The following is a 12,618-nucleotide window of genomic DNA, read 5'->3' on the forward strand; positions in this document are numbered from 1 at the left end:
ATATTTAAGCCCGGATCTAATTGAGGGTTACAGACCCAGGGGCGACAAATCAATGTATTTTGACAGATCGCGTTTTTTGATACCCGGCATGTATGGAATTTCGCCCAGCTTTTTACCTGGCAGGTTTTCTTCCAGCATACGGATAATTTCCGCATAGTTTTCCAAACCAGGGTTAATGCGGTTCGCTACCCAGCCAACCATCTCAAGGCCATCATTTTTGATTGCTTCAGCGGTCAGAATCGCATGGCTCAAACAGCCCAGCTTCACGCCAACAACCAGAACCACAGGCAGTTTTTCCTGCTTCACCCAACTGGACAGAAAATCGTTGCGAGAAACCGGTACACGCCAGCCGCCAGCACCTTCTACCAGGACAACATCCGATTTAGTTTTCAGATGCTCAAGGCCTTCTGTCAGCACATTAAAATCGATAACACGATTCTCTTGCTCTGCAGCTAGGTGCGGAGACACCGCAGCTTCAAACGCATACGGGTTAACTTCGTCATAGTTCAGCTCCACAACGGAAGCGTCCTGAATATATAGCGCGTCTGAATTACGCATCCCCTCAGACGTCGGCGCACTGCCCGACGCAACTGGCTTATAACCCGCCATCTTAATATTCGCGCTGCCAGCAGCGTGTAGGATTGCGCGAGAGGCTACAGTTTTACCAACTTCGGTATCTGTACCTGCTATAAAGAAAGCGTTAGTCATTAATAATTACTCCGAAACAGACTTGATATGTTGCCGGCAGTTGACCGTTCTCATCTCGAAACTCATCATAAGCGCGTTCTAATGCCTGAATCGTTTTACGACCGGCCAAGCCTGCTTTGCGCTCTTGCTGCAGATGTGTCGCCCCTATCCCTTTAAGGTCTTTCATGAGTTCAACTGCCGTATTGTATTGCATAATAACGGGCGTAAATTCTAGGGCATGATTCGGGCACTCCGCTTGCGCCAGCGCAAGTTTTATCGCCTTTTGCGATAGAAACTCGTTCACATGTTGATATTGATCAACCTCACGCCAAGCCTGTGCAAGCTCATGTAACGAACCATCGGCCAGAGTGGTAAACAATATCAGTCCCCCGGGTTTCACCACGCGCTTGAGCTCTCTAAGCGGTACCGACAAGTCTTCACACCACTGCAATGCCAGGCTGGTATAAGCGATATCGAATTGGTTATCTTCCAATGGCAAGGCTTCTGCATCGGCTTCCAGATAAGAAACACCACTACCACAACGGAGCTCAGCTTGCTTTAGCATCTCCATAGACAAATCTGCTGCACAAACCTGATAACCGCGCCTCAAAAGTACTTTACTGAAATACCCTGTACCACAACCAAGATCCAGCGCCCGGCTTCCCACCGGCGTCACTACTGGTAACTTACCCAGCAATAAATGTCCGACCTGACGCTGAAAAGCTGCCGCCTGATCGTATTGCTTTGCCGCCCGGCCAAACACCGCAGCAATAGCCTGCTTGTCGGTTTTCTCTGTCTCATGCTGACCATGAGTGACTGCATTCATTCCGTTAGTCATGAATCACCTCATTGATGGCTGTTGCCAACTTTTCGATATCCGCACGACTATGGGCAGCCGTCAACGTAATACGAAGGCGGGCAGTATTAGCCGGTACTGTCGGCGGTCGAATAGCACTTACCCAAATCCCGCGCTGTTTCAATTCATCTGAAGCGGCAATGGCTTTATCACTATCACCAATGATCAACGGCTTAATAGATGTGGGGGTTGAGATCAAATCAATATCTGAATCTACCCGATCGCTAAGCAGCTCACTCAGTTCAAGCAATTTATCCCTGCGCCACTGATCTTGTCGTATCATCTGGCAAGACTTACTCAGGGCATAAGCCTGAGCCGGTGGCATAGCCGTCGAATAAATAAAATGTCGGGCAAACTGTACCAAATACTCCGCAGTCTCCTCACTACACAAAATAGCTGCTCCCTGCAGGCCAAAAGCTTTACCGAATGTTACCACCAACAAATCAGCTTGGATTTTGCCGTGATTGCAACTTCCGCGCCCCTGCTCTCCCAAAACGCCACAACCATGGGCATCATCAACGACCAGCCAGCTATTATGCTCACGACACAGTGTTTTCATTTCTGCCAATGGTGACAAATCGCCATCCATGCTAAATACGCCTTCAGTCACCACCATAGTCGCATTATTAGACTGATTCGCGGCGTTGCCTGGCAGTTCACTATAGTGCGATAATGTCCGCTGCAAAGCCGACATATCATTATGGGAAAAGCGACGCATCGTTGCCGGAGAAAGCATTCCGGCTTCCATCAAAGAGGCATGGTTCAACTTATCCTGTAACAGCACATCGCCTTTCTCCAGAAGCGTAAACAACAGCGCTTGGTTCGCGCTGAAGCCGCTGTTAAACAACAACGCACGCTCATAGCCAAGCCAATCAGCCAACTGTGTTTCCAGCTCATGATGAGCAGAGAGAAAACCTGTTACCAACGGCGAAGCACCACTCCCTGTACCGAAGAGGGTCAACCCCTGCTGCCAGGCTTTAACCAGTTCAGGATCTTGTGCCAGACCAAGGTAGTCATTGCTGGAAAAGTTAACAAAGGTGTCACCCTTACAATCCACCACCTGCTGATGGCGACTAAGGCAAGTTCGTTGACGGTAGAGCCCCTGAGCCTTACGCTCGCTCAGGGACTTTTCAATCCGGTGTTTAAATGGAAGCATCGTAGAACAGATCATCTTTGCCCGGACGTGCTGCTACCCGCTCAGCGACCTTATCAAGCAGTTCCAACTCCTGGATCGCATCAGGCTTCGCCGCTTGTTGTTGGCGGTTGATACCTAATTTGGCGAAAAGCTGCATATCTTTGTCTTCTCCCGGATTTGGCGTCGTCAGCAATTTACAACCATAAAACACCGAATTAGCCCCTGCCATAAAACACAGTGTCTGCATCTGCTCGTTCATATCTTCCCGCCCTGCCGACAAACGTACCGCCGACTTTGGCATGATGATCCGCGCTACCGCGATAATGCGGATAAAGTCGAACGGATCAACATCATCAACTGATTCCAGCGGTGTTCCTTTCACTTTAACCAGCATATTAATCGGCACACTTTCAGGGTGCGTAGGCAAATTTGCCAACTCAACCAACAGGCCTGCTCGGTCACGTGAACTTTCCCCCATACCAATGATCCCGCCAGAACAAATTTTCATCCCGGCATCACGTACATGGGCCAGCGTATCAAGGCGGTCCTGATAGGTACGGGTAGTAATAATATTGCCGTAATACTCCGGTGAAGTATCGAGGTTATGGTTGTAGTAATCGAGGCCGGCTTCAGCAAGCTCATTTGCCTGTTCACTGGTGATCATGCCGAGAGTCATACAGGTTTCCAGCCCCATATCTTTAACACCACGCACCATTTCCAGCAAATACGGCATATCGCGTTCTTTCGGGTTCTTCCATGCAGCCCCCATACAGAAACGAGTCGCCCCGGACGACTTAGCTTTATTCGCGGCATCCAGCACACGCTCAACTTCCAGCAAACGTTCACGCTCAACATCCGTACGGTAGTGAGCACTCTGCGGACAATACTTACAATCTTCCGGGCAAGCACCGGTCTTAATTGACAATAAGGTACTGACTTGCACCTTATTCGGCTCATGATGCTGGCGATGAACTTGCTGAGCTTCAAACACCAAATCCATAAATGGCTTGTCAAACAAGGCTTGAACTTCCTCGACTGTCCAGTCGTGACGTACTTCCACGTGCATAACCTCTTCTTGTTTGTAACTGTCCAGCCACGGATTTTTAGTAGGGTTCATGGCATAAACAGTGACTTATCTCTGTCGTTTCCATTTGAACCAATGCATTAAAAATCAATTCAAATGGGTATCAATACTTGGCTAGTCTACTTCCAGTTAGTAGACTGTCAACTATCAACAATAACCAAGGTTTACATCTGTGCAATATCCACACAGCAAAGTCGATCTGGAATTTGACCAACAACATGTCTGGCATCCCTACACTTCGACACTCAATCCGCTGCCATGTTATCCGGTCGAAAGTGCTCAAGGGGTATACTTGAAACTGGAAGACGGACGTGAATTGATTGATGGCATGTCATCCTGGTGGTCGACCATCCATGGCTATAACCATCCGGTACTAAACCAAGCAGTCAAAGCACAAATTGACCAAATGTCCCATGTCATGTTCGGAGGAATCACCCATCAGCCTGCCGTTGAGCTGTGCCGTAAGCTTGTTGACATGACTCCAACTCCACTACAGCATGTATTTCTAGCCGATTCAGGCTCGGTAGCCGTCGAAGTGTCACTGAAAATGGCCCTTCAATACTGGCATGCAAAAGGAGAACGACGACCTAAGTTTCTCACCGTCAAGCACGGCTACCATGGCGATACTTTCGCCGCGATGTCGGTGACAGACCCAAACAACTCCATGCACAGCCTGTATAAAGGTTTCCTCCCTGAACATATCTTTGCCCACTCACCAGAGTGCGGTTTTCACGACGAATGGCAGGAAGAAGATATTCAGGATTTCAAGGAAAAACTTTCCGCACACCACAACGACGTTGCTGCTGTAATCATTGAACCCATTGTCCAAGGGGCGGGCGGAATGCGGATTTACCACCCGACCTTCCTCAAGCGTATACGCGAACTATGCAACGATTACGGAATTTTGCTGATTGCCGATGAAATCGCAACAGGCTTTGGCCGCACCGGCAAACTTTTCGCCTGCGAACACGCAGGGATCAGCCCGGATATTATGTGCGTCGGTAAAGCCCTGACCGGAGGGTATATGACACTCTCCGCCACCCTGACCACCAAGCATGTTGCCGATACGGTGTGCGGCGGGGAAGCCGGTTGTTTCATGCATGGACCAACATTTATGGGCAATCCGCTAGCCTGCGCTGTCGCCAATGCCAGCCTTGAGCTGTTGCAACAAGGAGACTGGCAACAACAAGTCTGCAATATTGAATACCAACTGGCTGAATCCCTGCCGAAAATTGGCAAGCTGGAAAAAGTGAAGAATGTACGCTGGCTGGGCGCGATTGGTGTAGTCGAGCTCTTTGAACCCGTCAATATGGCAGAAATACAGAAAACTTTTGTAGACAATGGTGTCTGGATTCGCCCATTTGGCACACTTGTCTATATTATGCCGCCATTTATCATTAAGCCACAGGAACTTAGCCAACTCACTTCTGCAATATTGAGAACTCTTCAGTAGTATCGAAAAGCAGACAATTTCCAAAAATTGTCTGCTTATACTAATCACTAAACGTTATACCAACAGAATGATCATCTGGTTTACCAGCATAAAGCCTCCTTTTGGTATAGCAGCAAGCAAATAACGTTGATAAGGCTAAGTACTATGCAGTTACCCCTTTTTCCGTTACAGCTTTACTTATTACCTGGTGGTATTAGCAAACTTAAAATTTTTGAGCCACGGTATACCCGGCTAGTTAAACTCGCCATGGCATCTGGTGAAGGCTTTGGCCTTTGTATGAAAGACAAAGATAGCCTCTGCCACTTTGGAACCAGAGCTATCATCACCGATTTTGAACGCCTGCCTGATGGCCTGCTTGGTATTACCGTAAAAGGTATAGAAAAATTTGTTATTAATGATCACTGGCAAGAAGAGGACGGCCTACGGTTTGGTGACCTGACTCTGATGAAAAACTGGTCTCCGACCAAAATCAGATTTGCTGACAGAGGGTTATCAAATAGCCTGCGGGCTCTATTTGAGGAGTACCCGGAACATGCCACTAACTACCCCATTCCTGACTACGATGAAATGACATGGGTGTGCCAACGCTGGCTCGAAATACTCCCTTTAGAAACCAATCAGAAACAATGGTTTATGAGCCGAAATGACCATCGGGCGGCACTATCATTTCTGCATAATATTATCGACGAGCAATATAAAGCAGAACAATAACAACCATACTTATCTCTTCAACCTGCCTCAATTAATGTCTCCGGATGTGCAGTTTCACAACGACATAATTGAGTACTACAACAAAGTGTTTCCTCTTTAATTAGCCAAGATATCACCCCCTGCCTTCTCGGGCCAATCGCTGATCCACCATACGTCGATACCAGCGGGATATCCTGACACGCACTAAAGGGATCTGAATAACCCAGACTACAGGCCTTAGCCACCAAACCAACTTGAGCAATAAAATATAAGCGTCCAGTTCCCGGTAGATAACACCATCCTCCCCCTGAACATGCAACTCCTTAAGCGCCAGAGCCGGATCAATCCCCAAACGCTGTAACTCAGCATCTTGATCGGTAATATCAAACCATTGAACCTGGTTAACACTTTTTCCTAACCAATGCTCAAAGTATGCTCTGTCTTTTACGCAGCTCTCACATGAGCCATCATAAAACACCGTCAAATTAAGCCTGTCCATTTTCCATTCTTCCCATACTGACAAACATCACCCACACACGACATCAACAGGTGAATTACCCTACATTTACATTGTAGAAAATGAAGAACAGAATTAAGTGAAAACGGGGAGTTTTGTCGTAATTTTACAACATTTACACAAAATCGAATTGATATACATTTTTATTTGCAGAGAAGTATGAAAAAATTAGTTATTTTCTCGCCACTTTTATTAATTGAATATCGAAAAATCATTGTTTCCATAAATGAACCAATGAGAAGAATTCTTGTTTGTGATCTAATATAAGATACTGATAATAAACAGAAATGCCTATTATCCAATTTTAACATTCGGAGACTAATCACAAACAATTTATTTGTCACACTTATAGTGAGGAAAAAACAGATAGCCAGAATCTTTTTCCTGCCTAGAATACTCCCCCCACAACGTTGCCGAGCCTATAGCGCATGAGCAACAAATAAAAATAATAAATATAACACCAAAATAGACGACCCGAACCTCTATCAATAAGTGGGATAAACAATGCTGAACCTCGCAATCTCTGTTGTACCGATTTTGCTGCTCATCTGGATGATGACCAAAAAAAACGCCCTACCATCGCATATTGCGCTGCCTGTCACCGCTCTTATCATCGGCTTACTACAACTCTTTTATTTTGGCACAGACCTGACATTGATCTCTGCCAACATGATTGCCGGTATGCTATCTGCAATCACCCCAATTTCTATTATTGCCGGTGCCATCTTACTTAACCGCATTATTGCCCTATCAGGTGCTGAAGCTGTTATCCGTCAATGGCTGGAAGGGATCAGCCGTAACCAAGTTGCACAGCTGATGATCATCGGCTGGGCTTTCGCCTTTATGATCGAGGGCGCTTCTGGTTTCGGTACACCGGCAGCAATCGCCGCCCCTATCCTGGTTGGCCTTGGCTTTAATCCACTGAAAGTCGCCATGCTGGCACTGGTAATGAACTCTGTACCAGTATCTTTCGGCGCTGTAGGCACACCAACCTGGTTTGGCTTCGCTAGCTTAGGATTGGATGAAGCAACAGTGTTAGAAACAGGTCGCCTGTCTGCACTGCTACACTCAATCGCTGCGTTCATCATTCCGGTAATCGCACTGAAGTTTGTTGTTAACTGGCAAGAGATTCGACGCAACATGCTGTTCATCCAGCTCAGTGTCCTTTCTTGTACCGTACCTTACCTGTTGTTCGCGCAATGGAACTACGAGTTCCCGTCACTGATCGGCGGTGCTATCGGTCTGACCCTGTCAATTATGCTGGCACGTTTCAATGTTGGCCTGGAAACGCCTGAATCTTCGATTAAAGATAAAGTCGAAGAAGTCCCGTTCAACAAGCTACTGAAGGCGATGAGCCCGACCCTGCTGCTAATCCTAATCCTGATTGTGACCCGCATCCAGCAGCTGGGCATCAAAGGCATGCTGAACGACAGCACCCCACTGTTCAACCTAAACCTAGGTTTCGGCGACCTGAGTGTTAGCCAGGCATTGATCATCAAGCTAGGTAATATTCTGGGCACAGAAACCAGCTGGGCATACAAAACACTTTATGTACCAGCTCTGATCCCATTCCTGCTAGTAGCACTTATCTCTATCCCTGTACTGGGCATGAAAGGTGAAACGGCTAAGCAGGCATTCACCGAGACGGCAAGCCGCATCAAAATGCCTTTCATTGCCCTAGTTGGCGCTCTAATCATGGTTAAGTTCATGATGATGGGCGGTGATAACTCACCAATTATGACTACGGGCCAGGCATTCTCTGACCTGATGGGTACAAACTGGCAGTGGGTAGCTTCTTACTTGGGTGCTCTGGGTGCATTCTTCTCAGGTTCGGCTACCGTTTCTAACCTGACGTTCGGTGGTATCCAGCAGACAATTGCCCAAACTGTTGACCTGCCGGAAACAACCATCCTTGCACTTCAGTCAGTTGGTGCCTCGATGGGTAACATGGTTTGTATCAACAACATTATTGCCGTATCAACCATTTTGGGCATTGCCAACAAAGAAGGCTTCATCATCAAACGTACCGTTGTCCCTATGATTCTGTACGGTGTGATTGTTGGCCTGGCAAGTGCCTTTATCTAAATACCCGAAACTTACTTCTGTAACCCGTGCATAGCATGACAAATTCACGCTATGCACAATCAATAACTATCAAAAGCAACGGTTTAACCGTCACTGGAGCAATATCATGAAGGTAAACTTTTTTGCCACCTGTCTGTGCGACACGGTCAAAGCCGAGGTTGCCAAAAAGTCTGTCGAGCTACTGGAACAGCTTGGCTGCGAGATCATCTTCCCAGAGAAACAAGGATGTTGTGGCCAGCCTTCATTGAATAGCGGCTACATTGAAGGCAGCAAACCAGCGATGAAAAACCTGATCGCAGCTTTCGAAGAAAATGATCACTTAATCGTAACGCCTGCTGGCTCTTGCGCAGCCTCTATCAAACGCTATCCGGAATACCTGTCCGATGAGCCGGAGTGGGCAGCACGCGCTCAAAAAGTGGCAGACCGCCTGTTTGAGCTGACTCAATTCATCGTAAACGAACTTGGCGTAGAAAACGTCGGTGCTCGTCTGAAAGGTCGCGCGGTATACCACCCTTCTTGCAGCCTGATCCGTAAACTTGGCGTGCGTGAAGAGCCTCTTCGCCTGCTGGCCAATGTTGAAGGCCTGGAAATGGTGCCAATCAAAAACCAGGAAACCTGCTGCGGTTTCGGCGGTACATTCTCAGTCAAAATGTCTGAAATTTCCGGTGAAATGGTAAAAGAGAAAGTCCGCCACATCAGTGACGCTGAACCTGAATACCTCATTGGTGCCGACATCAGCTGTCTGATGAATATCGGTGGCCGTATGACCCGCGAAGGGCGTCCGGTCAAAGTAATGCACATCGTTGATGTCTTGATGAGTCGCTAAGAGGGCGTTGTTATGTCGATGAAAACCAGCAATATCAAATTTAAAGATCGTCTAGACGTTCAGATGAAAGACGACTTCATGCGCAAATCTGTAGCCAATGCTCAGGAGCGTATGTATACCAACCGTGCCATCGCAGCCGAAAAGCTGGGCAACTGGGACCAGTGGCGCGAAATGGGTATGGACATCCGTAACCACGTTCTGGAGAACCTGGACTACTACCTTCAGCAGCTTAGCGACAACGTTCAAAAGAACGGCGGCCATGTTTTCTTCGCCCGTACGGCTGAAGAAGCAACGGATTATGTTGAAAATATCGTCCAGAAGAAAAATGCCAAGAAGGTCGTTAAATCCAAGTCCATGGTGACGGAAGAAATCGGCCTGAACAAAATCATCGAGCGCAATGACTGCGAGGTGGTTGAAACAGACCTTGGTGAATACATCCTGCAAGTAGACGACTGCGATCCACCGTCGCACATCGTAGTACCGGCGCTACATAAAAACCGAATGCAGATCCGTGATGTATTCAAAGATAAAATCGGCTACGAAGGCTCCGATGATCCTGAAGAGCTGACGCGTTACGTTCGTAACTACATCCGCCACGATTTTCTGGAAGCAGATATCGGTGTCACCGGCTGTAACTTTGCAGTAGCAGAATCTGGCACCGTAACACTGGTTACCAACGAAGGTAACGCTCGTCTTGCCACCAGCCTGCCGAAAACTCACATTGCCGTAATGGGTATGGAGCGAATCGTTCCGACTTTCGAAGAACTGGATATCGTAGTAAGCCTGCTATGCCGCAGCGCTGTTGGCCTGCCACTGACCGGCTATGTAACCGCACTAACCGGCCCGCGCGAAGATGAACACTGCGACGGCCCGGAAGAGTTCCACCTAGTCATTATCGACAACGGCCGATCAGATATCCTGGGTTCAGAATTCAAAGATATTCTGCGTTGTGTTCGCTGTGCAGCCTGTGTTAACACCTGTCCGGCATACCGCCATATTGGTGGTCAGTCGTACGGTTCTATCTACTCGGGTCCAATCGGTGCCGTACTATCGCCACTACTTGGTGGCTATGATGACTTTAAAGATCTGCCATACGCTTGTAGCTTGTGCCGTTCTTGCCACGACGTATGTCCGGTAAAAATTCCGCTATCAGACCTATTACTGAAACATCGTCAGAAAATGGCTGAAAGCAAACAAACGCCGCTAATGGAGCGTGCTTCTGTTAGTGCCTTCAACTTCATCAATGCCCGTCCATTACTGTGGGGCAACACGGTGAAAGTTGGTGCAACAGTAGCCAGCGGCCTGATCCGTAACGGTAAACTGCCAGTAAATGTCGGCGTCAGCGCGTGGACCGAATCTCGTGATTTGCCAAATCCAGATGGTCAGTCTTTCCGTAGCTGGTTCAAAAATCGCAAGCAGGGATAAAGGTGAAAATTATGGCTAACAACGACTCTGTAAAAACTATGGATCAGCAAGCTGATCAGCGTATCTATAACCGCGATAGTTTCTTGAATAACATCGCGGAAAAGCTAGGCCGCGAACGCAAAACAACCCCTGTTGAGCGCCCTGCCCTGAAATACCGTTGTCACCATGACGTAATGGCGGACAAGAGCCAGGAAGAGCTGAAAGCGGAGCTTATCAAGTACACTGAAACAGCGCTGGGTGCCCGTGCGATTGAAACCACCAAAGCCGATCTGAACCAGACTCTGAAATCAGTGTGCCTGCATTACTGTCAAAATGAAGAAAACGGCGAAGCGACCGAAGGCGAAACCATTCTATCCGCAGATGAACGACTGCTGGCAATGGTTAACCCATCTGACTTAGCTGACGAAAAACACTCAGTGCATGTCTGGAACCAGTCTGCGGGTTACGAGCCAAACATCACTATCGCCGAGCGTGCGAAAGTAGGTGTCGTATTTGCTGAACAAGCACTGGCTGAGTCAGGCACTATGGTACTCTACAGCAACCCAGCCCAAGGGCGTGCTGTCAGCCTGCTTCCTGAAGCATCGGTATTTGTTGTACCGCAAAGCGCACTGGTTGCCCGTCTGACTCAGGCAACTGCAGCCTTGCACGAAAAAGCCAAAAATGGTGAGCGCATTCCTTCATGCGTAAACTTCATCTCTGGCCCAAGTTCAACAGCTGATATCGAGCTGATCAAGGTTGTCGGGGTTCACGGCCCTGTATTCGCAACTTACATTATCATCAACGATATGTAATCAGGTTTCAGCTCCCTGACGCCTTCTAAAAAAAGATGCAGCCGTAAGGCTGCATCTTTTTTGTATTTCTGCCTTTCCCACATTCGCTTATAATGCGATTAGTTTCGAAGAATGAGCGTTTCCATGCCCCACATTGATGATCTTGTCTTATTTACCCAGGTAATCGAGCACGGCTCGTTCAGTAAAGTGGCTGAACTGAATAAAATCACCAAATCTGTTGTCAGCAAGCGCATCAGTAAGCTGGAAGCCGATCTTGGAGTCCAGCTTATCTACCGGACAACCCGTAAGCTCACGCTGACTGAGCCAGGTGAAATCCTGTACCACCGTTCAAAAGATATCCGCCCGATAGCCCAATCGGCCTTTGATGCCGTTACCGGCTTTAGCGAAACGCTGTCGGGACATATTCGCATGTCAGTCCCAACGATTTCCGGCGAATTACTGCTGGCCGAAGCTGTCTCGGATTTCTGCCAGAAACACCCGGGCATGACTGTTGATATGTCACTGGACAACCACTTTGTCGATTTGCTGTCAGAAAACATTGATCTTGTGATCCGTACCGGCTACCTCGAGGATTCCAGCCTGATTGCCCGTCATATTTTCAATTCCCGCTGGATGATCTGTGCTTCTCCTGATTACCTGGAGCAAAACGGAATACCGACAACACCCAAAACGCTGCTTCACCACAACTGCCTTGGCTATAACCAGCAGAGTACCGGGCCATTCGATTGGCAGTTTATCCGTAACGGTGAACTTTATACCCTGAAAGTGGCCGGTAATTTTTCTTCCGACAATGCCGCAGCACTGCGAAAATCGACGTTAGCCGGAAACGGATTGTCGTACCTTCCAACCTGCCTGATCTATGATGATCTGCAAAACGGAGATTTGGTTGAAGTCTTACCGGATCATACCGGTAAAGTGGTGGGGATTTATGCGGTTTACCCTTACACTCGCAAACCAGCAAAACGTATCCAGGCGTTAATTGAACACATCCGGGAACGTTATATGGAAATTCAGGATCGTTTTTAATACCTAAATAACACAATAAAAAATAAAATGGCGAGCCTTTATA

The 12,618-nt window shown here is 47.8% G+C and carries 12 protein-coding genes; 7 read left to right on the forward strand and 5 right to left on the reverse strand.

Annotated elements, in window-relative coordinates; translation table 11 throughout:
- Positions 1 to 27: 27 nt before the first annotated feature.
- From bioD to bioB, 4 genes are read right to left on the reverse strand one after another with little or no spacing between them, the layout of a single operon-like run.
- A complete protein-coding gene (gene bioD / locus Q0852_RS11380; RefSeq protein WP_299018142.1) occupies positions 28 to 708 on the reverse strand; it encodes a dethiobiotin synthase in 681 nt (226 codons plus the stop codon).
- Positions 701 to 1,525 carry a malonyl-ACP O-methyltransferase BioC gene (gene bioC, locus Q0852_RS11385; protein WP_299018143.1) on the reverse strand — a complete coding sequence of 275 codons (825 nt, stop codon included), beginning with the start codon at positions 1,523 to 1,525 and terminating at the stop codon, positions 701 to 703. The genes bioD and bioC overlap by 8 nt, the downstream gene beginning before the upstream one ends.
- Positions 1,518 to 2,699, reverse strand: coding sequence for an 8-amino-7-oxononanoate synthase (gene bioF / locus Q0852_RS11390; protein ID WP_299018144.1), 1,182 nt, complete (start codon positions 2,697 to 2,699; stop codon positions 1,518 to 1,520). The genes bioC and bioF overlap by 8 nt, the downstream gene beginning before the upstream one ends.
- Entirely contained in the window at positions 2,686 to 3,738 is a 1,053-nt protein-coding gene (gene bioB / locus Q0852_RS11395; RefSeq protein WP_299018278.1) for a biotin synthase BioB, read from the reverse strand. The genes bioF and bioB overlap by 14 nt, the downstream gene beginning before the upstream one ends.
- A 196-nt stretch (positions 3,739 to 3,934) precedes the next feature.
- Between bioB and bioA the strand changes: the two genes are divergently transcribed.
- Together bioA and Q0852_RS11405 are read left to right on the forward strand one after the other, a co-directional pair.
- On the forward strand, positions 3,935 to 5,215 hold the full coding sequence (gene bioA / locus Q0852_RS11400) for an adenosylmethionine--8-amino-7-oxononanoate transaminase (protein WP_299018145.1): 1,281 nt from the start codon (positions 3,935 to 3,937) through the stop codon (positions 5,213 to 5,215).
- A gap of 144 nt (positions 5,216 to 5,359) precedes the next feature.
- The gene (locus Q0852_RS11405) at positions 5,360 to 5,926 is read left to right on the forward strand and encodes an LON peptidase substrate-binding domain-containing protein (RefSeq protein WP_299018146.1); all 567 of its coding nucleotides are present in this window, start codon (positions 5,360 to 5,362) and stop codon (positions 5,924 to 5,926) included.
- 112 nt (positions 5,927 to 6,038) lie between these two features.
- Here the strand turns inward: Q0852_RS11405 and Q0852_RS11410 are convergent, their stop codons facing one another.
- On the reverse strand, positions 6,039 to 6,404 hold the full coding sequence (locus Q0852_RS11410; RefSeq protein ID WP_299018147.1) for a thiol-disulfide oxidoreductase DCC family protein: 366 nt from the start codon (positions 6,402 to 6,404) through the stop codon (positions 6,039 to 6,041).
- A gap of 522 nt (positions 6,405 to 6,926) precedes the next feature.
- On the opposite strand from Q0852_RS11410, the gene Q0852_RS11415 reads away from it, so the two are divergent.
- The 5 genes from Q0852_RS11415 to Q0852_RS11435 all read left to right on the forward strand — a co-directional run bounded on the left by Q0852_RS11415 (position 6,927) and on the right by Q0852_RS11435 (position 12,575).
- Positions 6,927 to 8,507 carry an L-lactate permease gene (locus Q0852_RS11415; protein WP_299018148.1) on the forward strand — a complete coding sequence of 527 codons (1,581 nt, stop codon included), beginning with the start codon at positions 6,927 to 6,929 and terminating at the stop codon, positions 8,505 to 8,507.
- 106 nt (positions 8,508 to 8,613) lie between these two features.
- Positions 8,614 to 9,333 carry a (Fe-S)-binding protein gene (locus Q0852_RS11420; protein WP_299018149.1) on the forward strand — a complete coding sequence of 240 codons (720 nt, stop codon included), beginning with the start codon at positions 8,614 to 8,616 and terminating at the stop codon, positions 9,331 to 9,333.
- Positions 9,334 to 9,345: 12 nt separating this feature from the next.
- Positions 9,346 to 10,758, forward strand: coding sequence for a LutB/LldF family L-lactate oxidation iron-sulfur protein (locus tag Q0852_RS11425; RefSeq protein ID WP_299018150.1), 1,413 nt, complete (start codon positions 9,346 to 9,348; stop codon positions 10,756 to 10,758).
- A gap of 38 nt (positions 10,759 to 10,796) precedes the next feature.
- A complete protein-coding gene (locus Q0852_RS11430) occupies positions 10,797 to 11,549 on the forward strand; it encodes a lactate utilization protein C (RefSeq protein WP_299018279.1) in 753 nt (250 codons plus the stop codon).
- 123 nt (positions 11,550 to 11,672) lie between these two features.
- Complete coding sequence (locus tag Q0852_RS11435) at positions 11,673 to 12,575, forward strand: LysR family transcriptional regulator (protein WP_299018151.1); 903 nt, start codon at positions 11,673 to 11,675, stop codon at positions 12,573 to 12,575.
- The last annotated feature ends 43 nt before the right edge of the window (positions 12,576 to 12,618 follow it).

It is taken from the genome of uncultured Photobacterium sp., assembly GCF_947502415.1.
In the GTDB taxonomy this organism is placed as follows: Bacteria; Pseudomonadota; Gammaproteobacteria; order Enterobacterales; family Vibrionaceae; genus Photobacterium.